Annotated in this window: 20 protein-coding genes; 7 read left to right on the forward strand and 13 right to left on the reverse strand. The window is 70.7% G+C overall.

The annotated features are described in order from the left end of the window. Positions 1-10: 10 nt before the first annotated feature. A complete protein-coding gene (locus tag QUC20_RS09465) occupies positions 11-1,600 on the forward strand; it encodes a stealth conserved region 3 domain-containing protein (RefSeq protein WP_289331510.1) in 1,590 nt (529 codons plus the stop codon). Here the strand turns inward: QUC20_RS09465 and QUC20_RS09470 are convergent. The 10 genes from QUC20_RS09470 to hemE form a co-directional block, all read right to left on the reverse strand. Then, the gene (locus QUC20_RS09470; RefSeq protein ID WP_289329693.1) at positions 1,545-2,465 is read right to left on the reverse strand and encodes a phosphodiesterase; all 921 of its coding nucleotides are present in this window, start codon (positions 2,463-2,465) and stop codon (positions 1,545-1,547) included. The two genes, QUC20_RS09465 and QUC20_RS09470, sit on opposite strands and share 56 nt — an antisense overlap. Positions 2,466-2,565: 100 nt before the next feature. Continuing rightward, on the reverse strand, positions 2,566-3,411 hold the full coding sequence (gene rsmA, locus QUC20_RS09475) for a 16S rRNA (adenine(1518)-N(6)/adenine(1519)-N(6))-dimethyltransferase RsmA (protein WP_120262400.1): 846 nt from the start codon (positions 3,409-3,411) through the stop codon (positions 2,566-2,568). 57 nt (positions 3,412-3,468) lie between these two features. Further along, complete coding sequence (gene hemL, locus QUC20_RS09480) at positions 3,469-4,788, reverse strand: glutamate-1-semialdehyde 2,1-aminomutase (protein WP_120262399.1); 1,320 nt, start codon at positions 4,786-4,788, stop codon at positions 3,469-3,471. Beyond that, positions 4,785-5,780, reverse strand: coding sequence for a porphobilinogen synthase (hemB, locus tag QUC20_RS09485; RefSeq protein ID WP_289329694.1), 996 nt, complete (start codon positions 5,778-5,780; stop codon positions 4,785-4,787). The genes hemL and hemB overlap by 4 nt, the downstream gene beginning before the upstream one ends. After that, complete coding sequence (locus QUC20_RS09490) at positions 5,777-6,547, reverse strand: uroporphyrinogen-III synthase (protein ID WP_120262397.1); 771 nt, start codon at positions 6,545-6,547, stop codon at positions 5,777-5,779. Before QUC20_RS09490 ends, hemB begins: the two co-directional genes overlap by 4 nt. Further along, positions 6,544-7,524, reverse strand: a complete 981-nt coding sequence (gene hemC / locus QUC20_RS09495; RefSeq protein ID WP_289329695.1) for a hydroxymethylbilane synthase — start codon at positions 7,522-7,524, stop codon at positions 6,544-6,546. The genes QUC20_RS09490 and hemC overlap by 4 nt, the downstream gene beginning before the upstream one ends. After that, complete coding sequence (locus tag QUC20_RS09500) at positions 7,521-8,735, reverse strand: ferrochelatase (protein ID WP_289329696.1); 1,215 nt, start codon at positions 8,733-8,735, stop codon at positions 7,521-7,523. Before QUC20_RS09500 ends, hemC begins: the two co-directional genes overlap by 4 nt. Then, positions 8,735-9,424 (reverse strand): hydrogen peroxide-dependent heme synthase, encoded by a 690-nt coding sequence (gene hemQ, locus QUC20_RS09505; RefSeq protein ID WP_120262395.1) that lies wholly within the window; start codon positions 9,422-9,424, stop codon positions 8,735-8,737. The genes QUC20_RS09500 and hemQ overlap by 1 nt, the downstream gene beginning before the upstream one ends. Continuing rightward, positions 9,421-10,839, reverse strand: coding sequence for a protoporphyrinogen/coproporphyrinogen oxidase (locus tag QUC20_RS09510; protein WP_289329697.1), 1,419 nt, complete (start codon positions 10,837-10,839; stop codon positions 9,421-9,423). The genes hemQ and QUC20_RS09510 overlap by 4 nt, the downstream gene beginning before the upstream one ends. Continuing rightward, positions 10,824-11,846 (reverse strand): uroporphyrinogen decarboxylase, encoded by a 1,023-nt coding sequence (gene hemE, locus QUC20_RS09515; protein ID WP_289331511.1) that lies wholly within the window; start codon positions 11,844-11,846, stop codon positions 10,824-10,826. The genes QUC20_RS09510 and hemE overlap by 16 nt, the downstream gene beginning before the upstream one ends. 164 nt (positions 11,847-12,010) lie before the next feature. Here hemE and QUC20_RS09520 point away from each other — a divergent pair, with 164 nt between their 5' ends. Continuing rightward, a complete protein-coding gene (locus tag QUC20_RS09520) occupies positions 12,011-13,327 on the forward strand; it encodes a glutamyl-tRNA reductase (RefSeq protein ID WP_289329698.1) in 1,317 nt (438 codons plus the stop codon). Beyond that, a complete protein-coding gene (locus QUC20_RS09525; RefSeq protein ID WP_289329699.1) occupies positions 13,324-14,301 on the forward strand; it encodes a LacI family DNA-binding transcriptional regulator in 978 nt (325 codons plus the stop codon). The genes QUC20_RS09520 and QUC20_RS09525 overlap by 4 nt, the downstream gene beginning before the upstream one ends. A 4-nt stretch (positions 14,302-14,305) precedes the next feature. Here QUC20_RS09525 and QUC20_RS09530 read toward each other — a convergent pair whose 3' ends face one another. Genes QUC20_RS09530 through QUC20_RS09540 form a run of 3 tightly spaced genes read right to left on the reverse strand, consistent with a single transcriptional unit; the run spans position 14,306 to position 17,891 of the window. After that, entirely contained in the window at positions 14,306-15,244 is a 939-nt protein-coding gene (locus tag QUC20_RS09530; RefSeq protein ID WP_289329700.1) for a TatD family hydrolase, read from the reverse strand. A gap of 2 nt (positions 15,245-15,246) precedes the next feature. Next, positions 15,247-16,815: a methionine--tRNA ligase gene (gene metG, locus QUC20_RS09535; RefSeq protein ID WP_289329701.1), complete on the reverse strand. Its 1,569-nt coding sequence runs from the start codon at positions 16,813-16,815 to the stop codon at positions 15,247-15,249. 59 nt (positions 16,816-16,874) lie between these two features. Further along, on the reverse strand, positions 16,875-17,891 hold the full coding sequence (locus QUC20_RS09540) for a LacI family DNA-binding transcriptional regulator (protein ID WP_120262390.1): 1,017 nt from the start codon (positions 17,889-17,891) through the stop codon (positions 16,875-16,877). 198 nt (positions 17,892-18,089) lie between these two features. On the opposite strand from QUC20_RS09540, the gene QUC20_RS09545 reads away from it, so the two are divergent. From QUC20_RS09545 to QUC20_RS09560, 4 genes are all read left to right on the forward strand, one after another. Next, positions 18,090-20,111, forward strand: a complete 2,022-nt coding sequence (locus QUC20_RS09545; RefSeq protein ID WP_289329702.1) for a beta-galactosidase — start codon at positions 18,090-18,092, stop codon at positions 20,109-20,111. Between the two features lie 147 nt (positions 20,112-20,258). Next, positions 20,259-21,491: a sugar ABC transporter substrate-binding protein gene (locus tag QUC20_RS09550; protein ID WP_120262388.1), complete on the forward strand. Its 1,233-nt coding sequence runs from the start codon at positions 20,259-20,261 to the stop codon at positions 21,489-21,491. Between the two features lie 61 nt (positions 21,492-21,552). Continuing rightward, a complete protein-coding gene (locus QUC20_RS09555) occupies positions 21,553-23,181 on the forward strand; it encodes an ABC transporter permease subunit (RefSeq protein WP_289329703.1) in 1,629 nt (542 codons plus the stop codon). Beyond that, positions 23,181-24,074 (forward strand): sugar ABC transporter permease, encoded by an 894-nt coding sequence (locus QUC20_RS09560; protein WP_120262386.1) that lies wholly within the window; start codon positions 23,181-23,183, stop codon positions 24,072-24,074. The genes QUC20_RS09555 and QUC20_RS09560 overlap by 1 nt, the downstream gene beginning before the upstream one ends. Positions 24,075-24,117: the final 43 nt, after the last annotated feature.

A 24,117-nucleotide genomic window follows, 5' to 3' on the forward strand; every position in this document is an offset into this window, starting at 1 on the left:
GGAGGAAACCCTGGCCCTTTCCGCTCTGCCCCGCCGCGAGAACCCCTGGATCGATCTGCCCGCGCGACGCGACGACGTCGTCCTCGACGAGGGCATTCTGCGTCTCGTCCACGACGCCACGACGCCCGATGCCGCCCGCACCGCTGATCTGCTGCTGCTCGCCGACGCGCTCGACACGGCCGGCATCCGCGCGCTGCTGATCCGTCACGATCTCCATACCCCCGCCCTCGCGGTCGACCTCGCAGACGCGGAGCGCACCGCGACGGCACTGCGCGCGCTCGGTCGGAACGAGCCGCTCTACCTCAAGGCGAAGGGCGCGGCGCCGGTCTTCGCCGCAGATGCGACCATCCCCGCCGCGGCGCCGCACGCCGTCCGCGCCTACCGTCCGCGCGTGAGCGCCACGGGAGGACGTCGATACGACCACGAGTACGGCGTACGGGTGGAGTTCTGGCGCTTCGGGGAGACCTCCGTCGAGGCACCTCAGGCCAATGCCCTGATGCGTCGCATCACCCCCGCGCAGGACGTCGAGATCGTCACGGCGACGCGATACGGCCGGCAATGGCAGACCGTCGTGGGAATGCTCGACCCTCACCCCCGAGAAGTCACGCACGACATCGACATGGTGTTCTCCTGGGTCGACGGATCGGCCAGCGAGTTCCAACGGCAGCGTGCGGCGCAGCTCTCCGAGTACGTCGTCGGAGAAGGCGACGACGGTCCGGCTCGGTACCGCCACGTCGACGAGCTGCGATACGCGCTGCGAAGCGTCCACATGTACGCCCCCTGGGTCCGCCGCATCTTCATCGCCACCGACTCCCCCGCACCGGCGTGGCTCGCCGAGCACCCCAAGGTGACCATCGTGCGGAGCGAGGAGTTCTTCGCCGACCCCTCGACGCTCCCGACCCACAACTCGCACGCCGTCGAAGCACAGCTGCACCGCATCGACGGCCTCGCCGAGCATTTCCTGTACTCGAACGACGACATGTTCTTCGGCCGCCCGGTGCACCCCGAGCTGTTCTTCTCGCCCGGGGGCATCTCATCGTTCGTCGAGTGCGACGTGCGCATCGGCTCGGGCGACCCGCGCCTCGAACGCTCGGGCCACGACAACGGGTTGCGCGTCAATCGCGCCCTCCTGCAGGAGCGGTTCGGGCGCGTCATCGTGCGCGACCTCGAGCACTGCGCCGCACCGCTGCGCCGGAGCGTCATGAGCGAGCTCGAGCAGACCTTCCCCGAGGACTTCCGGCGCACCGCCGCATCCCGCTTCCGTGCCGCGACGGACATCTCGGTGACCAACTCGCTCTACCACTACTACGCGATGTTCACCGGCCGCGCGCTTCCCACCTCGGTGCCACGCACCCGGTACGTCCAGACGACGCTCGCGCGCTCGCTCGCAGGCATGGAACGTCTCGCGAAGCGTCGCGACATCGACATGTTCTGCCTGAACGACGGCGGCGAGACCGAGGTCCCCGAAGAGATCCGCGTGAGCTCACTGCGCGATGTGCTCGAGCGGATGTTCCCCATCCGCGCGCCGTGGGAGATCCCGGCCGTCAGCGAAGGACAGGTACGGGACGCGTCGGCGGCGCGCTCCGGCGTGAAGCGCTGACGGGAGCGATCCCGGCCTCGGCCAGGCGCCGCTGAGCTTCACCCGCGTCGGTGTACTCCAGCGTCGTCGGCGCGTCGATCGGCACGACCGAGTGGACGACCGTGTCGTCGTAGACGTGCACGAAGTTGAACGACTGGGCGCCGTCCTGCGGCCGGGTGCCGCCCACCGGAACCGTGAGGTCCTGGGCGTAGCAGGTCGATGAGGCCACCGAGACGGGGATGCCGGCGAAGGTCGCGAACGTCGAGTAGTGCAGGTGTCCGGCGATGATGGCGCGCACGTCCGACCCGGCGAGGACCGGGGCGAGCGAACGCTGGTCGCGCAGCTCGACGCTCGCGGCCAGCGGCAGCACGCTCGGCACCGGCGGATGGTGCATCGCGAGGATCGAGCCGAGCGGGGCGGGCGTCGACAGCACCTCCCGCAGCCACGCGAGCTGCGCGGGGCGCACCTCGCCGTGGTGTGCGCCGGGAACACTCGTGTCGAGGGTGATGAGCCGGAGCCCGTCGATCTCGTCGACCCGATCGGCGGTCTCGGTGGTGCCGGACTCGCGCCACAGGGTCTCGCGGAACCCCGCACGGTCGTCGTGATTGCCCATCACCCAGAACACCCGGGTGCCGAGACGCTCGGCGAACGGCTCGACCAGGTCGCGCAGTTCGGCGTAAGCGCCGCGCTCGCCGAGGTCGACGAGGTCGCCGGTGAAGACGATCCCGTCAGGACGGAGGGCTGCCGTCTCGATCGCGTCGAGAGCGCGGCGCAGGTGCGCAGCCGCGTCGACGCGGTCGAAGAGTTGCGAGCCGGCGGCTCGCAGGTGGGTGTCGCTCAGGTGCAGCAGCACCCTCTCGGGTGCCGGGTACTCGGCGCTTCGCATCGTCTCTTCCGGGTCGGGTGATGCTCGCCGCGACGCTCGCGGCTCGCCCCGAATGTTACCGGCATGTTTCGGGAGAACCCGATGACGCGCTGATGATCATTCAGTGAACGGATGCCGCCAACCGCACGAAATCGTCGATCGTGAGCTGTTCGCCGCGCAGCGTCGGGTCGATCCCGGCGGCCTCGAGCGCCGCAGACGCCGATGCCGCGGTACCGCCGAACAGCGGCGAGACGGCCTGGCGGAGCATCTTGCGTCGCTGGCCGAAAGCCGCGTCGATGATCTGGAACGTGCGCCGGCGGAGGGCTTCGTCGCCGCGCGCGTCGGTGTCGCGTTCGAAGGCGACCAGCAGGCTGTCGACGTTCGGGACGGGCCAGAACACCTGCCGCGAGACCGTGCCGGCCAGACGCCATGACCCGTACCACGCGGCCTTCGCGCTCGGCGAGCCGTAGATCTTCGAGCCGGGCGCGGCGGCGAGGCGTTCTGCGACCTCGGCCTGCACCATGACGACGCCGCGCTGGAGGTAGGGGAAGGTCTCGAGGAAGTGCAGCAGCACGGGCACACTGACGTTGTACGGCAGGTTCGCGACCAGCACGGTCGGCTCGCCTGGCAGCTCGGTCACCCGCATGGCATCGGCGTCGACGACCGTGAGCGCGTCGTCGGCGACACCGTGTCTGGCGGCGGTGACCGGGAGGTGCGCGGCGAGGCGGTGATCGATCTCGACCGCCGTGACGCGGGCACCGGTTTCGAGGATCGCCAGGGTCAGCGACCCCAGGCCCGGCCCGATCTCGACGACGCGTTCGTCGGGCTGAACGCGTGCCGCGTGGACGATCTTGCGTACCGTGTTGGCGTCGACGACGAAGTTCTGCCCGAGCTTCTTCGTGGGAGTCACGTCGAGTTCGGCCGCGAGGGCGCGGATCTCGGCGGCACCGAGGAGGGTCACAGGCATGAGGACCAGCCTAGTTGGGCGGCGCCGCGTCGCCCCGCGGACGACGCGGCGCCCGGGTCAGCTGTCTGCGGACGCGGCGGCAGCTGCTCGTGCGGCGCCCGGCAGCGCCTCGAGGATGCGCCCGAGAGCGACGTCGTCGTGTGCCGCGGTGAGGAACCACGCCTCGAAGGCCGAGGGCGGAAGCGACACCCCCGCGTCGAGCATCGCGTGGAAGAAGGCGGCGTAGGCGCCGGCATCCTGACGCGTCGCCGTCTCGTAGTCGGGTACGCCGGCGACGACGGCGGCACCGAAGAAGACGCTGAAGAGCGTTCCGGCACGCTGGACGACGTGCGGCACGCCCGCGGCGTCGAGCGCCGCGGATGCCGCCACCGAGACGGTGTCAGCCGCGCGTGAGATGCGGTCGTACACCCCGGCGTCGGCGAGGCGGAGGGTGGCGAGACCCGCGGCGACCGCGACAGGGTTACCCGAGAGCGTGCCGGCCTGGTACACCGGGCCCAGGGGTGCGAGCAGGTCCATGATCTCGGCACGACCGGCGAGAGCGGCCACGGGGAGGCCCCCGCCGACCACCTTGCCGAAGGTCAGCAGGTCGGGCGCGATGTCCTCCCCCGCCTGGCGCAGGACGCCCCAGTAGCCCGACGGGCCGGAGCGGAATCCGGTGAGCACCTCGTCGCTGATGAGCAGCGCGCCGTGGCGGTTCGTCAGCTCGCGGAGGAACGTCGTGAAGCCCGGGGCGGGTGGGACGACACCCATGTTCGCGCCCGCGGCCTCGGTGATCACCGCGGCGATGTTCGCACCGTGCTCGGCGAAGACCGCCTCGAGGGCCGCCTCGTCGTTGTAGGGCACCACCAGCGTCTGCGCGGCGATCGGCGCCGGGACCCCGGCCGAGCCCGGGAGCGCGAGGGTCGCGAGTCCCGAGCCCGCCTGCGCGAGCAGTCCGTCGGAATGCCCGTGGTAGTGCCCCGAGAACTTCACCAGCAGATCACGCCCGGTGGCACCGCGGGCGAGCCGGATAGCGGTCATCGTCGCCTCCGTGCCGGTGGAGACGAGGCGGATCTTCTCGGCGATCGGCACGCGGCGGCGGATCTCCTCGGCCAGCTCCGTCTCGGCGGGGGTCGAGGCGCCGAACGACAGTCCGCGACGAGCGGCGTCGACGACGGCATCGATGACCCCGGGATGCGCGTGGCCCACCAGAGCGGGTCCCCAGCTCGCGACGAGGTCGACGTAGTCGCGCCCGTCCGCGTCGGTGACGTATGGTCCGCTCGCCGAGACGTAGAAGCGCGGTGTGCCGCCGACCGAGCCGAAGGCGCGGACCGGCGAGTTCACACCACCGGGGATGACGGCTCGGGCCCGATCGAACAGTTCGTCGTTGCGGCTCATGCGAAGTCCTTTCCGGCGCGGATCCAGTCGGCCACCTCACGGGCCCAGTAGGTGAGGATGACATCGGCGCCGGCCCGGCGGATGCCCACGAGGGATTCCGCGATCGTGCGCTCGCGATCGATCGCGCCGGCACGCGCGGCGAGCTCGATCATCGCGTACTCCCCCGACACCTGGTAAGCCCACACGGGCACGGTGGCGGCGTCGGCGACGCGCGCCAGCACGTCGAGGTAGGGGCCTGCGGGCTTGACCATGACGTAGTCGGCGCCCTCGGCGATGTCCTGCATGGCCTCGGCGACGCCCTCGCGGCCGTTGGCGGGGTCGAGCTGGTACGTGCGGCGGTCGCCCTGCAGGGTCGACTCGACGGCGTCGCGGAACGGCCCGTAGTACGCCGAGGCGTACTTCGCCGAATAGGCCAGGAGTGCGACGTCGGTGTGCCCGGCCGCGTCGAGCGCGCCACGGATGACCGCGACCTGACCGTCCATCATCCCCGAGAGCCCGAGCACTTCCGCGCCCGCCCGGGCCTGAGCCAGCGCCATCTGCGCGTAGACCTCGAGGGTGGCGTCGTTGTCGACCGAGCCGTCGGCGGCGAGCAGACCGCAGTGGCCGTGGTCGGTGAACTCGTCGAGGCAGAGGTCCGCCTGCACCGTGATGCGCCCCTGCGCGGCATCGCGCGCGACCCGGATGGCGCGGTTGAGGATGCCGTCCTCGGCGACCGCGCCCGATCCCTCGGCGTCGCGGACGGCGGGCACGCCGAACAGCATGATGCCGCCGACGCCCGCGTCCGCGGCATCCGTCACGACGCCGGCGATCGCCTCGAGCGGATGCTGCATGACGCCGGGCATGCTCGCGATCGGCAGCGCCTCGTCGATGCCCTCCTTCACGAAGACGGGCAGCACGAGCTGCGCGGCGACGAGGTGGTGCTCGGTCGAGAGCCGGCGCATCGCGGGAGTGCGACGCGTGCGGCGCAGGCGACGCTCGGGGAAGGTGCTCATGGGGAATCCTCTGGTGCGGGTCGCGCGTCGAGCTCTGCGATGAGGGCGTCGACGCTCTGCGAGTGTGCGGTGTGGTGCACGGTGTAGCCGAGCTTCTCGGCGTCACGCGTGGTTCCCGGGCCGATCGAGGCGATGAACACCTCGGGTCCGGGGATGCCGACCTGGCGGCGGAGCTCGCGGCCGACGCTGAGCGACGTCAGGAGCACGGTGTCGATCGCTCCGGTGCGCACCTCGTCGGCGATCTCGGGGGTCAGGTCGACCCCCACCGTCCGGTACGCGATGCAGACGTCGACCTCGTAGCCCTGGAGCTCGAGCTCGTCGCTGATGACAGCCATCGCGAGGTCGGAGCGGAGCACGAGGCAGCGTCCCGTCGATCGCGGTGAGCGACCGGCGCACCACTGCGCGATCATGTTCGTCGCAGACGAAGTGCCGACGGGAACGAACTCGACCTCGAAGCCCGCGTCGGCGACGGCGCGCGCGGTCGGTCGCCCGACCGCGGCGATGCGGGTGCCGATCGGAATGCTCACGCGCTGCGCGACCAGCTGCTCGACGGTGGCGGCGCTTGTGATGAACACCCAGGCGTACTCGCCCGCCGCCAAGCGGGCGAACGCGGCGTCACGGGCTGCGAGGTCGCGCGGGGGCCGCGACTCGATGAGCGGGGCGATCACACCCGTCGCGCCGCGTCGCTCGACCTCGTCGCGCACGCGGTCACCCCACGCTCCGCCGCGAGGGATCAGGATGCGCCGTCCGCGCAGACCGCCGGTCATCGGCTCGTCCCCGGCAGATCGGCGATGTCCGCAGCACCGCCGTCCAGCAGTTCGGCCACGACGTCGGCGGCCACCGACTCGCGCGCGTCGTCCGAGGTCAGGTCGGCGTGCAGAGCACGCTGCGCGCGCACCGTGCGCTCGCCATCGGGGGCGTAGACCTCGGCGACGAAGACGGATTCGGCCGCCAGCCCGGTGACGGAGATGCCGACCGGGGCGGCGCATCCGGCCTCCAGGCGGCGCAGGACCGCACGCTCGAGAAGGGCCCGCGACGACGATTCGACGTCGTCGACCCGGGCGACGGAACGCCCGATGGGTCCGTCGACATCGGCGGTGCGGATCTCGACCGCCAGGGCCCCCTGCCCGGCCGAGGTCGGCCAGCGGTCGAGGGGGAAGACCTCGCCGATGGCCGCGTCGCGCTCGATCCGCCGCAGCCCCGCCTCGGCGAGGACGATCGCGTCGTACTCGCCGTCGCGCATCTTGCGCAGACGCGTGTCGATGTTGCCGCGGATGTCGCGGACCCGCAGGTCGGGCCGGCGACGCAGCACCTGGGCGACGCGTCGGGGCGAACCGGTGCCGACGACCGCGCCCTCGGGCAGCCCATCGAGGGTCGCCTCGGCGATGGGGCCGCACAGGACGTCCCGCTGCGGCGCCCGCGGCGGGACGGCGCCGATCGTCAGCCCCGGATACGGCGCGGTGGGCAGATCCTTCATCGAGTGCACGACGAGGTCGCAGTCGCCGCGGAGGAGCGCCTCACGCAGCGCCGTGGCGAAGACCCCGGTTCCGCCCATCTGGGCGAGCGAGCCGGTCAGGACGTCGCCGTCCGTCGTGATCTCGACGAGTTCGACGGCGATTCCGGTCGCCGCCGTGATCGCGTCGGCGACATGCCGCGACTGGGTCGTCGCGAGCAGGCTCGCGCGTGTTCCCAGGCGCAGGACCGGCTCGGTCGACCTGTCGACGTCGGGTGCGGCGGCTGTCACGGCGCCACCCCCGCGAGCGCAGGCTGGAAGCCCAGCCGCTTGTTCTCGCAGCATCCCGGCCGGCACACGTCGTACCACGGGCCCAACGACGTCACCGCAGGGCGCTCCTCGACCGGCGTTCCGTTCAGTCGCTCTTCCACGAGGTCGACCAGACCCGCGACGTAGGCCGGGTGCGTGCTCGGCGAGGCGGTGCGAACGGCGAACAGACCGTGCTCCTCGGCCGTCTCCATCGCCTCGGTGTCGAGGTCCCACAGCACTTCCATGTGGTCGCTGACGAATCCGAGCGGCACGATGAGCACGGCCTTGCGGCCGGCGGCGGGAAGCTCCGCGATCGCGTCGTTGATGTCGGGCTCGAGCCACGGCACGGACGGCGGGCCGGAGCGGCTCTGGAACACCAGCTGCCAGGGGCTCGTCGTGCCGAGCTCGGCCACGATCGCCTCGGCCACCGCGGTGTGCTGCGCGACATATGCGCCTCCGGGGCCGAAGCCGCGCTCGGGCGGGCCGGAACGGTCGGCGTCGGAGTTGGGGATCGAGTGCGTCGAGAAGAGGATCTCGATGTCGGCGTCGGCGATGCCGCGCTCGCGCACCTTCGCCAGACCCTCGCGGATCCCGTCGACGAACGGGGCGACGAACCCGGGGTGGTCGAAGAACTGCCGCACCTTGTCGATCTCGATCTCGCCCGCCAGGCTCGTCGCCTCCATCGCGTCGGCCAGGTCTTCGCGATACTGGCGGCACGACGAGTACGAGCTGTAGGCGCTGGTCGCGATCGCGATGACGCGCCGGTGTCCGTCGGCGTGCAGCTCGCGCAGCGCGTCGTCGACGTACGGCATCCAGTTGCGGTTGCCCCAGTAGACCGGAAGCCCGAGCCCGCGCGCGGCGATCTCCGCCTCGAGCGCGGCCTTCAGCTCGCGGTTGTGCTGGTTGATGGGCGAGACTCCGCCGAAGTGACGGTAGTGGTGGGCGACCTCTTCGAGGCGCTCATCCGGGATACCGCGCCCCGCGGTGACGTTGCGGAGGAACGGCAGGACGTCGTCCTGCCCCTCCGGCCCACCGAAACCGAGCAGCAGCAGCGCGTCGTACGACGTGGGCTCGCTCACGTGCGGCGCTCCCCCGCATGAGGCGGGGCCCGCCGCGGGGACCGCGCAGCCCGGGGCGCACGGCGGCGCGCTCTGCGCGCGCGGCGGCTTGGGTCGGAACTCGTTCGCGCTCATCAGGACAGCACCTCCGCCAGTTCGGACACCTCGACGCGTCGGCCGGTGTAGAAGGGGACCTCTTCGCGGACGTGTCGCCGCGCATCGGTGGCGCGCAGATCGCGCATGAGGTCGACGAGGCTGATCAGCTCGTCGCTCTCGAGGGGCAGCAGCCACTCGTAGTCGCTGAGGGCGAAGGTCGAGACCGTGTTCGCGATGACGTCCGAGAACTTCGCGCCGCGGCGGCCGTGCTGGGCGAGCATCGCCGAGCGCTCTTCCTCGGGAAGCAGGTACCACTCGTAGCTGCGCACGAACGGGTAGAGGCACAGCCACTCGCGGGCGTGCTCGCCGCGGAGATAGCCGGGGACGTGACGCTTGTTGAACTCCGCCTCGCGGTGCACGCCCATCGCGCTCCATTCGAGGTCGAAGGCGGCCAGCGCCGCTGTGCGGCGCAGCTCGCGCAGCGCGCGCTGCAGCGCCGCCGGGTCGTCGTCGGAGCCGGGAGCGGTGTGCAGCCAGACCATCAGGTCGGCGCCTGCCCGCATGCCGGTGACGTCGTACAGACCGCGCACCGTCACACCGGCGCCGGGCAGTCCGCCCACGACGCGCTCGAGCTCGGCGAGGTCGGCATCGGTGGGAGCCTGCGGGCGCGGGCGGGGGCCGGCGAGGATCGCGAAGAGCGTGTAACCGAGTGGAACCTGTTCGGTCATCGGAAGTCCTTTCGAACGGAGGAATCGGCGAGAAGTTCGTGCGCGAGAGCGCGGGCATGCGGGATGACGGATGCGAGACCCGTTCCGGCGGCGACGGCTCCGGTGACGTGGATGCCGCGCGCCGCGGCATCCACCACCGTCGCGGTCCACGCGTCGGACTCGGCCGGGACCACGGCGTCGCGCCATCGGGTCGTGATGACCTCACCGATGTCGGCCCGGTCGACGCGCGCACCGGTGAGGTGCGAGATCTCGCGTGCCACGGCCCCAGCGGAGTCGAGACCCGCGGTGTCGTCGGCTCGCGCCGACAGGCGGACGAGGTGGGTCCCCTCCGGCAGTGCTTCTCGGGCCCAGGCCCATTTCGCGTCGATGTGGGTGAGTGCCTTGGCGGCGGTGCGCGCGTCGGGCGCGACGATGACGCCCGATCCGACGGGTTCTGCTGCGAGGTCGGGCGCGGTGACGGCCGCGGTGAGCAGGCGGACGGCTGGCTGGATCGGCGCGGTCGCCGCCGCGTCGATCGCGCCGCTGTCCTGCCCGAGCAGGGTCGCCGCGCCACGCGGGCCGGTCGCGATCACGACCACGCCGGCGCGGATGGTCGCGCCGTCGGCGAGCGTCACCGTCGCGCCGGACACGCGTTCGGCGACGAGGTGCGCCACGGCCGCACCGGTGCGGATCACCGCGCCGCGCTCGACGGCGAGAGCCGCGACCGCATCGGCGAGCCGCCACATGCCGCCCGAGATCCCGCCGACCGCGGTGCCACCGGGAGCGTTCGGGGCGACCTCCGCCGCTGCGGCGAGCAACGAGCCGGTGCGCTCGAACGCCGCCCACATCTTCGGGTGGAGCCGCGGCAGCGGAACCGCCGCGGCCGGCTGCGAGTAGATGCTGCGGCACAGCGGATCGACCAGGTCGCGGACGAGCCCCGCGCCGAGGCGCTCCTCGACGACATCCGCGAGCGACGCGGTCGGGTCGATCGGCGCGTCGAGCATCTCGGCCGCGGCCCGCTCGGCCGCGCGGGCGCCGATGATCGCGACGACGTCGGGGGCGAGAGGGTCGGCAGGGATGCCGATGACCGTTCGTCGCGGCAGCGGCAGTCGACTCCAGCGGGGGCCGGGCAGTCCGACGCCGTGCTGCGAGACCAGATGGGCCGGACCCGACCGTGGCGCGACGACCTCGAGCGGCAGCGCGTAGTCGGCGATGAGTCGCGGCACCGCGTCGGTGCGCTTGGCGAACGACTCCGCGCCCAGGTCGACGTCGATGCCGGCGATGCGTCCGCGGCGCAGCATCCCGCCGATCTGGTCATCGGACTCGACGACCATGACCCGCGCACCCGCGGTGACGGCCTCGAGCGCGACGACGAGTCCGGCGATACCGGCCCCGACGACGATGACGTCGGTCTCGACGGTCACGCCGATCGCCACCCGTGGACGGTGCGCACGACCGAGCTGATGGCGTCGGGGTCGGCTTCCATCGGCACCCCGTGGCCGAGGTTGAACACGTGGGCGCGCGCTGCGCGCCCGGCCTCGAGGATGCGGACGATCGCGGCATCGCGCACCTCTGCGGGGGCGAACAGCAGCGCGGGATCGAGGTTGCCCTGCAGCGTGAGGTCGCCGCCCACCCGACGGGCCGCTTCATCCAGTGGCACGCGGTAGTCGACGCCGAGGGCGTCGATGCCGATCGACGCCATGTCGCGCAGGATCTCCCCCGTGCCGACACCGAAGTGGACGAGCGGGATGTGATCGATGCCGGCACCCGCCGGGACCGGAAGGGCGCGCACCGCCTCGAGCGAGGCAGCCGATGCCGGCAGCGCTGCGGCTCGATAGTCCTCGGGGGGAAGACCCCCCGCCCACGAGTCGAACAGTTGAGCCGCGCTGGCGCCGGACTCGACCTGCAATGCGAGGAACTCGCCGGTCACCCGGGCAAGCCACTCCGTGAGGGCGCGCCACGCGGCCGGATCTTCATGGATCAGGCGACGGGCAGCCAAGTGATCCTTCGACGGCCCTCCCTCGACGAGGTAGGCGGCGAGGGTGAACGGGGCTCCGGCGAAGCCGATGAGCGGCAGCGGCTCGCCGCGCGACTCCGACTCCTCGGCCAGCATCCCCGTGGTCAGCTCGACGGCGCGCGCGATGGCCTCGCCGCGCTCGCGGACGAGACGGGGGTCGATCTCGACCGCACGAGCGATGTCGGCCGCGGTCCGCAGCGGGTGCGCGAAGACCGGTCCGCGCCCGGCCACGATCTCGACCTCGATGCCGAGGATCGCCAGCGGAATGATGATGTCGCTGAAGAAGATGGCGGCGTCGACGCCGTGACGGCGCACCGGTTGCAGCGTGATCTCGCTCGCCAGCTCGGGTGTCAGGCACGCGTCGAGCATCGATCCCTGCGACCGCAGTGCGCGGTACTCGGGGAGCGACCGGCCGGCCTGGCGCATGAACCAGACGGGGGTCTTCTCGACGCGTTCGCCGAGCAGGGTGCGCACGAGCCGGCTCGAGCCGGTGGCGTGCATGACGAGAGGGTGGGCGGATGCCGGAATGATGATCTCCTCGAATGAGTTAATCGATATACTAGTCACGATTCCAGGGGGTTCTTCCGCACGTGCTCGTCGCTCTCACCGCGCATCAGCGCTCCACGCCGCTCGCTTCACTCGAGCGACTCTCCGTCATCGGAGACGAAGTCGGCACCCGGTTGACAGATGCCCACGAAGCCATCCAGGGCGCCGTGGTCCTTGCGACCTGCAACCGCTTCGAGGCCTACTTCGACCTGCGCGATGACGCCGACTTCCCCTCGACGATCCCGGCCATGGACGCGGCCATGGAAGAGATCGCGAAGCTGAGCGATCTGCCCTACCGGACCGTCCGCGAGACCGTCGACTTCGCTCACGGCAACAAGGTCGCCCACCACCTGTTCTCCGTCGCATCGGGCCTCGATTCGGTCGCCGTCGGCGAGGACGAGATCGCGGGCCAGGTGCGCCGCGCGCTCGACGACGCGCGACGGGGCGGACTGACGACGGCTCCCCTCGAGCACCTCTTCCAGCGCGCGACGGAGACCTCGCGCGCCGTGAAGAACAGCACGCGCATCGGCGAATCGGGTCGCTCTCTCGTTCGCCTCGCGCTCGAGCTCGCCTCCTCTCGCGTGGCCGATTGGTCGACGGTGCGGGTGCTGCTGGTGGGCACGGGACGGTACGCCGCGGCATCCCTCGCGGCCCTGCGCGACAAGGGTGCCGTCGACGTGCGTGTGCACTCGCGCTCGGGACGCAGCCGGTTCGCGCAGCGCGAGCACCTCGTCGCCATCGACGCCGAGCACTACGCCGACGAAGCGGCGGCCGCCGACGTCATCGTCACCTGCACCACGACCACGGACACCTACGCTCTGACCGCGGACGAGCACGCCGCCCGGCGCAGCGGCGCCGATCGCACGCAGCTGATCATCGACCTGGGCCTGCCCCGCAACGTCGACCCCGCCCTGCGCGACGTCCCCGACATCGAACTGCTCGACCTCGAGACGATCCGCCTGCACGCACCGATCGACGAGTTCGCCACGCTCGACGAGGCACGCGAGATCGTCGCCGGCGCCGCCGCACGGCACGCCGCGGCCCGACGCGTGCACGAGGTCGCGCCCTCCGTCGTCGCGATGCGGGGGTACATCACCGGCATCCTCGACGACGAGCTCGAACGCTCCCGGCTGCGCGGCGAGTCGCCGCAGGTCGAGGCGGCGCTGCGGCACTTCTCCGGCGTGCTGCTGCACCGCCTCATCGCCCAGGGACACACCCTGGCCTCGTCCGGCTCGGGTGCCGCCTGGGCGGATGCCGTCGCCACGGTCTTCCCCACCGCGGCCGACGCCCCCGCATCCGCCGGCTCCGTTCCGAGCGAGCGCGCCCCGGGCGGAGTCGAAGCGGGGGTCGGTCGGTCATGACCCGGCAGGTGACCCTGAAAGACATCGCGCTGCGCGCGGGTGTCTCGACGGCCGCCATCAGCCAGGCCCTCAACGATCGCGGAAGCCTGCGCCCCGAGACCCGCGAGCGCATCAAGGCGATCGCCGCCGAGCTCGGCTATCAGCCCAACAAGTACGCCGCCGCGCTGCGGAGCGGCCGCACGATGTCGGTCGGCTTCGTCGTTCCGCAGGATGCCGAGCTCGACCTGTCGAAGCGCGGTGCGCTGCACCGCAGCAGGCATATCGGCGCGCTCGTCAGCGCTGCGGCCGATCAGGGATTCACCGTCACGATGCTTCCCGCTGCGCGGCCCGATCTGCTCCGCGGCGCGCAGATCGACGTCGTCTACTTCGCCGAGGTGGCCGCCGATGACCTGCTGCTGCGCGAGGCCATCGCTCGCGGCATCCCCGTCGCCACGAACGACCTCTATGTCGACACCGAGCTGTCGATCACCGTGCGCACCGGGTACGACGAGGCCGTGCGCTCCGCCCTCGCCCTGCTCGAAGCCGGCGGAGCCCGGCGCATCGGGTTCCTCGTCGAGGATGCGGGCTCACCCCGCGACGAGATCGGCGAGACGGCGTATCGCGCATGGAGCACCGTTCGCGGTCGGGAGCCTCTCGTCGCATACCTCGACGCCGAGCACGGCGCGCTCCCCCGCCGGGTCGGCGAGCTGCGCGACGCGGGCGCCGACGCCATCTTCTCGTTCGCCGAGGAAGGCCCGGCGATCTACCTGCAGCTCGAGGAGATGGACTTCGTCATTCCGCGCGACATCCAGTTCGTCGCACTGTGCACGAGCGACTGCGCCGTGAACACCCGGCTGGGCGTCACGCACGTCTGCGTGCACCCGGAGCTCGCTCCCGCCGCGATGTTCCAGGCCCTCAGCGGCATCCGCGATGCCGCGTCACCCGATGTCGTCGATCTTCCCTGGGAGATCGTCCGCGGCTCCTCGACGCGCTGAGGCGTCAGAACTCGCCGTAGACCTCGAGGGTGTTCGCGGCGATCTGGGCCGACAGCTCGTCGACATCGATTCCGAGCTCCGCGGCCATGAACCGCAGCGTCATCGGGATCAGGTAGGGCGCGTTCGGGCGCCCGCGATGCGGGGCCGGCGTGAGGAAGGGAGCGTCGGTCTCGACGAGGATGCGCTCGCGCGGCGTGACCGCGAGGGCGTCGCGCAGGTTCTGGGCGTTCTTGAACGTCACGTTCCCGGCGAAGCTGAGCCAGTAGCCGCGGTCCGTCGCGACGCGCGCCATCTCGGCGTCGCCGGAAAAGCAGTGGAACACGGTGCGCTCGGGAGCCCCCACCCGCTGCAGCGTCTCGAGGACGGCGTCATGAGCGTCGCGGTCGTGGATCTGCATCGCGACGCCGTGCTTCTTCGCCAGCGCGATGTGCGCCTCGAAACTCTCGAACTGCGCCGGCAGCCCGTCCTCCTCGGTACGGAAGAAGTCGAGGCCCGTCTCGCCGATCGCCCGCACGCGGGGCTGCGCGGCGAGCTCGTCGATGACGCCGATCGCCTCGTCGAGTCGCCCGGCCGCGGCGTACAGCGGCGCCTCGTTCGGGTGGATGGCGACGGCGGCGAGGACGCGCGGGTGCGACGCCGCCGCCCACGCCGACCACCGCGACGAGTCGATGTCTCCGCCGGCCTGGACGACGCCGATCACGCCGACGGATGCCGCGAGTTCGAGCTGCTCCCCGAGCGAGCGGGGCTCGTCGCCGTCCTCGATCTCGAGGTGGGTGTGATTGTCGTAGACCGGCACCGCGAGCGGCTCCGGCGCCTCCGGCCAGCGCACATCCCGGGCGGCCTGCGAACGCTGCCGCACATACTGCGAGACGTCAACCGTCGACTCGCCCCGAAGTGACGATGTCGGGGTCGCCGAATCGGCGCTTTCTGGCGAGTCGACCATGCTTACGCAGGCTGCTCGACGCGCGGGAACAGCGGGGCGAGGCCGTTGACCGTCGTGCCGGCGCGCAGCACACCCCACGTGCCCGCCTCGCGCAGCGGCTGGTCCTCGATGCGGGCGTCGATACCGAGCGCCTCCCACAGCTTGCGCGTCGACTCGGGCATCACCGGCGACAGCAGCACCGCGAGCGCGCGCAGCCCCTCGGCCGCGGTGTACAGCACCGTGCCCAGTCGTGCCCGCTTGGCGTCGTCCTTCGCGAGAGCCCACGGCTCGTTCTCGGTGATGTAGCCGTTCAGCGCGTCGACGATCGTCCAGATGGCACCGATCGCCTCGTCGGGCCGGAACCGTTCCATCGCGGCATCCGCGGCGGTGGCGGCGTCCGCAACGACCCGTTGGATCGCGAGATCGCCCTCGGTGTACTCGGCCGGCGCGGGCACGATCGCCTCGTAGTAACGCTCGATCATCGCGATCGTGCGCGACGCGAGGTTGCCGAATCCGTTGGCGAGCTCGGCCTGATATCGCGCGGACAGGTCCTCCCACGAGAACGAACCGTCCTGACCGAACGCGATCGCCGACAGGAAGTAGAACCGGTACGCGTCCGACCCGAACACGTCGGTGATCTCGGTCGGCGCGATGCCGGTGAGCTTCGACTTCGACATCTTCTCGCCGCCGACGAGCAGCCAGCCGTGCGCGAACACGCCGCGCGGCACGTCGAGGCCCGCGGCCATCAGCATCGCGGGCCAGATCACCGCGTGGAACCGCAGGATGTCCTTGCCCACCACGTGGTAGGCGGGCCAGCGGCGCGCGAACTCGTCCGGGTCGGTGCCGTAACCGATCGCGGTGGCGTAGTTCAGCAGCGCATCGACCCACACGTAGATCACGTGCGACGGGTCCCACGGCACCGTGATGCCCCAGTCGAAGGCCGACCGCGAGATCGAGAGGTCCTTCAGCCCCGACTTCACGAACGAGACGACCTCGTTGCGCGCCGACTCCGGACGCACGAAGTCGGGCTCGTTCTTGTACAGCTCCAACAGGCGGTCCTGGAACTCGCTGAGCTTGAAGAAGTAGTTCTTCTCCTGCAGCAGCTCGAGCGGCTTCGAGTGGATGGCGCAGACCTTGAGCCCTTCGAAGGCGCCGGTACCGTCGGCGATCTCGGCCTCGGGCTTGAACTCCTCGCATCCCACGCAGTACAGCGCGGCGTACTCGCCGGCGTAGATGTACCCGCGGTCGAAGAGCGTCTGGACGAAGACCTTCACGCGCTCCTCGTGACGCTCCTGCGTCGTGCGGATGAAGTCGTCGTTGGCGACGTCGAGCGTGCGCAGGAGCGGGAACCACGACTCTTCGACGAGCTTGTCGACCCACTCCTGGGGAGTGACGTTGTTCGCCGCAGCGGCACGGAGCATCTTCTGACCGTGCTCGTCGGTGCCCGTCAGCATCCACGTGTCGTCGCCGGCTTGGCGGTGCCAGCGCGCGAGCGTGTCCACCGCCACCGTCGTGTAGCCGTGCCCGATGTGGGGCAGGTCGCTCGGGTAGTAGATCGGCGTGGTGATGTAGAAACTGCGGCCGTTGCTCACCCCGAGATTCTAGTTCGAGTGGGCGGACCGCCGGTGCCGTGTGTCGACGCGGCGGGGCGTCAGGCCGTCTCGCGCACGATGAGGGATGTCGGCAGCACGAGGGGTTCCGGCTCCGCCCCGGCGATCACCTGCAGCACCATGTCGACCATGGCCGAGCTGATCTCGTTCCACGGCTGCCGCATCGTCGTCAGCGGCGGGTCGTGCGTCGCCGCGAGTCCCGAATCGTCGAAGCCGGCGACGGCGATGTCGTCGGGCACGCGACGCCCGGTGCGACGGATGGCGGCGATCGCACCGACGGCCATGACGTCGGATGCCGCGAAGACGGCATCGATGTCGGGCGCCCGCTCGAGCAGCCGTGTCATCGCCGCCGCGCCTGCGTCACTCGAATAGACGTCCTGCTCGACGAGTTCGGGGTCGAACAGGTCACCCATCTCGTCGCGGAAGCCCTGCAGGCGGTACCGGCCGCCCGGGGTGTCGTCGGGACCGGTGATCACCGCGATGCGACGGTGACCGCGCGAGAGAAGGTGACGCGTCATGGTGCGCGCGGACTCCTGCTCGTCGACCGAGACGGTGGGGACGTGCGCCCGATCGCCGAGGGGGACACCGGTGCACACCGTGGGCACCCCCGCGGAGATCAGCGAGGCGAGCAGCGGGTTCGACTCGTGGGACGAGATGAGCAGCACGCCGTCGACGTGCCCCGCGCGCACGTACCGCTCGACGTTGGCCCGCTCCGCCGCGGTGTCGGCGATCATCAGAACCAGGGTCATCGACCGTTGCGCGAGGGCCTCGGTCGCACCCCGCAGGAGCAGGGCGAAGGTCGGGTCGGCGAAGAGCAGGTGCTGCGGCTCGGTCAGCAGGAAGGCGAGCGAGTTCGAGCGTCCCGTCGCCAGGCTGCGCGCGGCGTGGTTGGCGGTGTATCCGGTCTCGCGGATCGCACGGTCGACGGCTTCCCGCGCCTCGGGCGAGACCCAGTGTCCGCCGTTGATGACGCGCGACACGGTGCCGTGCGAGACGCCGGCCGCCGCCGCGACGTCGCGGATGGTCGGTTTGCGCGACGCGCCGATGGAGCCGTTCACGTCGGCGAGCCTACTCCGCGAGGCACGCCGGGGCCGGCACGCCTCGCGATGAGACGCCGCGTCTGGCACAAGAGCTGGGACCGGTCACAGTTCGATAACGACGCGTGTCCGGGATGGCGGGCTCGCTTACAGTTATCGCACACCCTGTGACCGGTCACAGTACGACCGGCGCATTCGAGAGACACGAGGACGCGTTTCATGCCTGCGAGCGTTTGGCCGGCCATCGACGGGATCGCCTACGGCGGCGACTACAACCCGGAGCAGTGGCCCCGCGAGATCTGGCGTGAAGACGTCCGCCTCATGCGCGAGGCGGGCGTGAACCTCGTCAGCGTCGGCATCTTCTCGTGGGCGCTCATCGAGACGAGCGAGGGCGTGTTCGACTTCGAGTGGCTCGACGAGATCATCGGCCTGCTCCACGAGAACGGCATCGCCGTCGACCTCGGCACCCCGACGGCGTCGCCGCCGGCCTGGTTCTTCGCCGCCCACCCCGACGCCCGCGCCGTCAACCGCGACGGCGTGGTCATGGGCTTCGGCTCGCGCGGCATGGCCTCGCACTCCGCTCCCGCGTACCGCGAGGCCGCGGTGCGCATCGCCTCGACGCTCGCCGAGCGCTACGCCGACCACCCGGCGGTCGTGATGTGGCACGTGCACAACGAGTACGGCGTACCCGTCGGCGAGGACTACTCCGAGCATGCGCAGCGCGCGTGGCGCACCTGGCTGCAGGAGAAGTACGGGTCGCTCGACGCCCTCAACGCTGCGTGGGGCACCGCGTTCTGGGGCCAGCACTACGGCGTCTGGGACCACGTGGGCGTCCCGGCCGCCGCGCCGTCGGTCGTGAACCCGGCGCAGCGCCTCGACTTCGCCCGCTTCACCGACGCGCAGCTGCGCGCGTGCTTCATCGCCGAGCGCGACGCCATCCGGCGCTTCTCGTCTCTCCCGGTCACGACGAACTTCATGGCCAACCAGCACCACGGCTGCGACCTGTGGGCCTGGGCGCGCGAGGTCGACATCGTCTCGGACGACCACTACCTCTGGGCCGCGGACGTCGAAGGCGAGATCGGTCTGGCCATCGCCGCGGACCTCTCCCGCTCGGTCGGGGGCGGCAAGCCCTGGATCCTCATGGAGCACTCGACCTCGGCGGTCAACTGGCAGCCGCGGAACATCGCCAAGCGGCCGGGCGAGATGGCGCGCAACTCGCTCGCCCACCTCGGCCGCGGTGCGGATGGCATCCTCTTCTTCCAGTGGCGGGCCGGCCGCTCGGGGGCCGAGAAGTTCCACTCGGCGATGCTGCCGCACGCCGGCTCCGAGTCGCGTGTGTTCCGCGAGGTCGTCGACCTGGGCGCCAGGCTGAACCGCCTCTCCGAGGTGCGCGGTTCGCGCGTGCACGCCGACGTCGCGATCCTGTGGGACTTCGAGTCGTTCTGGGCGCAGGACCTGGAATGGCGTCCCTCCGAGGACGTCTCGCACGACGAGCGCATTCGGGCGTTCTACGAGCGACTGTGGCGCGACAACATCACGGTCGACTTCGCCCTGCCCGGGCACGATCTCTCCGGCTACAAGCTCGTCATCGCGCCCGCGCAGTACCTCCTGCGCCAGGCCGACGCCGACAACCTCAACCGGTACGTCGAAGCCGGCGGCACGCTCGTGGTCTCGTTCTTCTCAGCCGTCGTCGATGAGAACGACGCGGTGCACCCGGGAGGCTTCGCCGCTCCGCTCGAGCCGTCTCTCGGCATCCGCGTCGAGGAGCACCTGCCCCTGCGCGCCGGGACCACCACGACGATCGAGTTCGGCGGCGCGTCGCACACGGCAGACGTCTGGCATGAGCACCTCGTGGTCTCCGACGCCGAGGCCCGAGCGACCTACGTCGACGGACCGGGCGCGGGGATGCCGGCCGTGACGCGCAAGCGGCACGGCGCCGGCACGGGCTGGTACGTCAGCACGCGACCGGATGCCGCCGGCCTCGCCGCCATCATGGCCGAGGTCTACGCCGACGCGGGCATCGTCCCGCTCGACGCACCCGCCGGACTCGAGATCATCCGCCGCGCGGGCGAGACCGACGACTACGTCATCGCGATCAACCACGCGGAGACGGACGCAGAGCTCGCCCTGGACGGCGTCGACCTGATGACAGGACACGCCACCCGGGGCACGCTGGAGGTGAGCGCGGGCGACGTCGCCGTCATCCGTGCTCCGCGCACAGCACACGGGAGCGGTCGATGACCGTCCCCGAGACCGAGAGACAGACGACGTCTCGCGGCAGGCACTGAGAGAAGAAGCCGACGCCATCCGGCGACGGCATCCACACCGGTCGTGACGGAGCGACCTCGCGAGAGGCCCTTCCGATCGACCACATCGGAAGGAAGATCCATGCGCAAGATCGGGACCGGCATCGTCGCCATCGCGGCGACCACCGTCCTGCTCGCCGGTTGCTCCGGCGGCAGCACCCCCAGCGAGAGCGGCAACGCCGACGAAGGTTCCGGCGGCTCGCTCGTCGTCTGGACCGACGCCAACCGCGCACCCGCCATCGAGGCGGCTGCGAAGGCGTTCGAAGAGGAGACCGGCACCAAGATCGAGCTGGTCCAGAAGAACTTCGAAGACATCCGCAACGACTTCATCAACCAGGTCCCGACCGGCGAGGGCCCCGACATCACCGTCGGCGCCCACGACTTCCTCGGCTCGTTCGTCTCGGCCGGTGTCGTCGACACGATCGACCTTGGCGACAAGGCCGACCAGATCGAGAAGGTCGCCGTCGACGCGTTCACCTACGACGGCCAGCTCTACGGCTTCCCCTACGCGCTCGAGACGATCGCGCTGGTGCAGAACACCGACCTCGTCGGCGAAGAGGCGCCGTCGTCCTTCGACGACATGATCGCCCGCGCCCAGGCAGCCGGCGCGGAGCGTCCGTTCGTCATCAACACCGCGGGCCAGAAGGGCGACGCCTACACGATGTACGGGTTCCAGACGTCGTTCGGCGCTCCCGTGTTCGTGCAGGACGCCACCGGCTCGTACACGACCGAGGTCGGCATGGGCGGCGAGGGCGGCGAGGCGTTCGCCACCTGGCTCGGCGCGCACGGCGAGGCCGGCTCGGGCGAGATCTCGACCACGATCGACTACGACACCAACAACGAGCTCTTCGCCGCCGGCACCGCCGCGTACACGGTGCAGGGACCGTGGGCCATCGAGACGCTCACCGCCAACGGCGTGAACGTCAAGGTCAACCCCATCCCGTCGGCCGGTGGCGAGACCGCTGCACCGTTCGTCGGAGTCCAGGGCTTCTACATCAGCTCGGAGAGCACGAACAAGCTGCTGGCCCAGGAGTTCCTGACCACCTACCTCGCGACCGACGACGCGCAGCGCGCGCTCTACGAGGCCGACCCGCGTCTGCCCGCCTGGAAGACGCTCGCCGCGGAGGTCTCGTCCGACCCCGTCGTGGCCGGCTTCCTGGCCTCCGCCGCTAATGGCGTGCCCCAGCCCTCGATCCCCGAGATGGGCTCGGTCTGGGACCTCTGGAACGCGGCACAGGTGCAGATCATCAAGGGCGGCGACCCCGTCAGCACCTGGAACACCATGGTGACCGACGTCCAGGCCACGATCGGCTGATCCCCTCCGGGGGCGGAGCATTCAGCTCCGCCCCCGGACCTCTCTCGTGAAGGAGATGCACATGTCGGTCCCCCAGGGAACCGTGAGCGAGAGCGCACCGCCGCCTCGCTCCCCCGATCGGTCGCAGCAGCCCGAACCGCACGGCCGACGCTGGTCGGGCATCGGCTGGGGCTTCATCGTGAAGCTTGTGCTGATGGCGATCGTCAATGCCTTCGGCCTGATGGGGGTGTTCGCCGCCGTCCAAGCCGAGTCGTGGCTCATCGCGACCGCCGCGGCCGTCCTGCTCCTCGCCGCCGACGTCGTCTACTTCACCAAGCGCGCACTGCCGCTGAAGTACCTGCTGCCGGGCTTGGCGTTCCTGCTCGTCTTCCAGGTCTTCATCTTCGGCTACACCGCGTACATCGCCTTCACCAACTACGGTGCCGGCCACGTGGGCTCGCAGGAGCAGGCGGTGGCTGCCGCCCTCGCCCAGGGCGAGCGCCGCATCGACACCTCGCCGTCGTACCCGCTCTCGGTCGTCGAGCAGGGTGGCGAGTACGGCTTCGCGATCGTCGACGACGGTGAGATCAAGGCCGGCGCCATCGACCGGCCGCTCGAGGTCGTGGGCGAGACGTCGGGCGCAGGCGCTCCCACCGATGTCCCCGGCTGGAACGTCGTGCCGCGCGGCACCTTCCTCGGCGACCCCGCCCTTCAGGAGCAGATCGTCGAGCTTCGGGTACCCGTCTCCGACGACCCCAACGACGGCTCGATCCGAACGCGCGACGGCTCCACCGGTGCGGTGTACCTGTCGACGCTGACCTGGGATGCCGACGCGCAGACCATCACCGACACGGCATCCGGCGCCGTGTACACCGCGACCGCCGACGGACGATTCGTCTCCCCTGACGGAGCGGCCCTCCCGACCGGCTGGGTCGTGAACGTCGGGTTCGACAACTTCCTGCGCCTCGCCACCGACCCCGGGCTCCTCGAGCCGCTCGCCCTCGTCACGCTCTGGACATTCGTCTGGGCGGCGCTGTCGGTGATCATCCCGTTCGCGATGGGCCTCGTCGTGGCGCTCATCTTCAACGATCCTCGGGTGAAGGGCCGCAAGGTCCTCCGGACCCTGTTCATCCTCCCCTACGCCTTCCCGGCGTTCATGTCGGCCCTGTTGTTCCGCGGCATGTTCAACGCCGAGTTCGGAGTCATCAACGAGTTCTTCTTCGGGGGCGCCAACATCGACTGGCTCGGCGACCCCTGGCTGGCTCGCATCGCCGTGCTCTTCGTCAACGTCTGGCTGACGTACCCGTACTACTTCCTGGTGTGCACGGGCGCCCTGCAGGCGCTGCCGTCCGACAGCCTCGAGGCCGCATCGATCGACGGCGCCGGGAGGTTCCGGCAGTTCCGCGCGATCGTCCTGCCGCTCGTGCTGGTGTCGACGGCTCCCCTGCTGATCTCGTCATTCGCGTTCAGCTTCAACAACTTCACCGTCATCTACATGTTCAACAGCGGCGGGCCGGCGATCCCCGGTGCGCCGTACGCGCTCGGCTCCACCGACATCCTGATCTCCGCGATCTGGCGCATCTCGGGAGTCTCGGGCGGCGCTGCCGACTACGGCCTGGCCAGTGCCCTGTCGATCCTCGTGTTCGTCGTGATCGGCGTGATCTCCGCCCTGGCGTTCCGCCAGACCCGCAAGCTGGAGGAGTACCAGTGATGTCTGCAACCACCACCGTCGCCACCACGCCCAGCCGCGTCGGGGCCCGGCGTCGCCGCTGGCTGCTCGAGGTGGGCTGGAAGTACCTCGTCGCGCTCGTCATCCTCTTCTACGCGATGTTCCCGCTGCTCTACGTCGTCTCGGCCGCGCTCAACCCGCGCGGCAGCCTCGCCGCGAGCAACCAGCTGTTCGGGGTCTTCGATGTCGCGAACTTCGCTTCGCTCGGCGGCACGTCGTACTGGACCTGGTACGGCAACACGCTGATCGTGAGCGGCGCGTCCGCGGTGGGCGCCGTGCTGATGGGAGCCGCAGCGGCCTACGCGTTCTCGCGGTTCCGCTTCCGCGGTCGCCGCGCGGGCCTGACGTCGCTCCTCATCATCCAGATGTTCCCGCAGGCGCTCGCGTTCGTCGCGATCTTCCTGATGCTGCTCGCTCTCGGCGAGGTGTTCCCCGCCCTCGGCCTGAACTCGAAGATCGCCCTCATCTGCGTCTACCTCGGCGGTGCGCTGGGTGTGAACACGTTCCTCATGTACGGCTTCTTCAACACGATCCCGATGGAGCTCGACGAGTCGGCGAAGATCGACGGCGCGACGCACGCCCAGGTGTTCTGGCGGATCATCATGCCGCTCGTGACCCCGATCCTCGCGGTCGTGGCGCTGCTGGCGTTCATCGCGTCGTTCGGCGACTACATCATCTCGAAGATCGTGCTGGTGTCGCAGGACAACTGGACGCTCGCCGTCGGGATGTTCCAGTGGGTCTCGAACCAGCTCGCCAGCAACTGGGGCCTGTTCGCAGCCGGCGCCGTGCTCGCGTCGATTCCCGTGCTGGCGCTGTTCCTCGGCCTGCAGCGGTACATCATCGGCGGACTCACGGCCGGCTCCGTGAAGGGCTGACGCGCGAGAACGCACCCTCTCGCCGAAACCACACCGTCCCCGG

Source organism: Microbacterium arborescens (genome assembly GCF_030369635.1).
Classification (GTDB): domain Bacteria; phylum Actinomycetota; class Actinomycetes; order Actinomycetales; family Microbacteriaceae; genus Microbacterium.

Bases quoted from the DNA above. Each gene is read 5' to 3' on its own strand.
- hemQ (WP_120262395.1), bottom strand. From the start codon at position 9,424: ATGACCGAACAGGTTCCACTCGGTTACACGCTCTTCGCGATCCTCGCC.
- QUC20_RS09555 (WP_289329703.1), top strand. From the start codon at position 21,553: ATGTCGGTCCCCCAGGGAACCGTGAGCGAGAGCGCACCGCCGCCTCGC.
- QUC20_RS09530 (WP_289329700.1), bottom strand. From the start codon at position 15,244: ATGGTCGACTCGCCAGAAAGCGCCGATTCGGCGACCCCGACATCGTCA.
- QUC20_RS09470 (WP_289329693.1), bottom strand. From the start codon at position 2,465: ATGCGAAGCGCCGAGTACCCGGCACCCGAGAGGGTGCTGCTGCACCTG.
- QUC20_RS09500 (WP_289329696.1), bottom strand. From the start codon at position 8,735: ATGAGCGCGAACGAGTTCCGACCCAAGCCGCCGCGCGCGCAGAGCGCG.
- QUC20_RS09560 (WP_120262386.1), top strand. From the start codon at position 23,181: ATGTCTGCAACCACCACCGTCGCCACCACGCCCAGCCGCGTCGGGGCC.
- QUC20_RS09545 (WP_289329702.1), top strand. From the start codon at position 18,090: ATGCCTGCGAGCGTTTGGCCGGCCATCGACGGGATCGCCTACGGCGGC.
- QUC20_RS09550 (WP_120262388.1), top strand. From the start codon at position 20,259: ATGCGCAAGATCGGGACCGGCATCGTCGCCATCGCGGCGACCACCGTC.
- QUC20_RS09525 (WP_289329699.1), top strand. From the start codon at position 13,324: ATGACCCGGCAGGTGACCCTGAAAGACATCGCGCTGCGCGCGGGTGTC.
- hemE (WP_289331511.1), bottom strand. From the start codon at position 11,846: ATGCGCCAGGCCGGCCGGTCGCTCCCCGAGTACCGCGCACTGCGGTCG.
- QUC20_RS09490 (WP_120262397.1), bottom strand. From the start codon at position 6,547: ATGACCGGCGGTCTGCGCGGACGGCGCATCCTGATCCCTCGCGGCGGA.
- rsmA (WP_120262400.1), bottom strand. From the start codon at position 3,411: ATGCCTGTGACCCTCCTCGGTGCCGCCGAGATCCGCGCCCTCGCGGCC.
- hemL (WP_120262399.1), bottom strand. From the start codon at position 4,788: ATGAGCCGCAACGACGAACTGTTCGATCGGGCCCGAGCCGTCATCCCC.
- hemB (WP_289329694.1), bottom strand. From the start codon at position 5,780: ATGAGCACCTTCCCCGAGCGTCGCCTGCGCCGCACGCGTCGCACTCCC.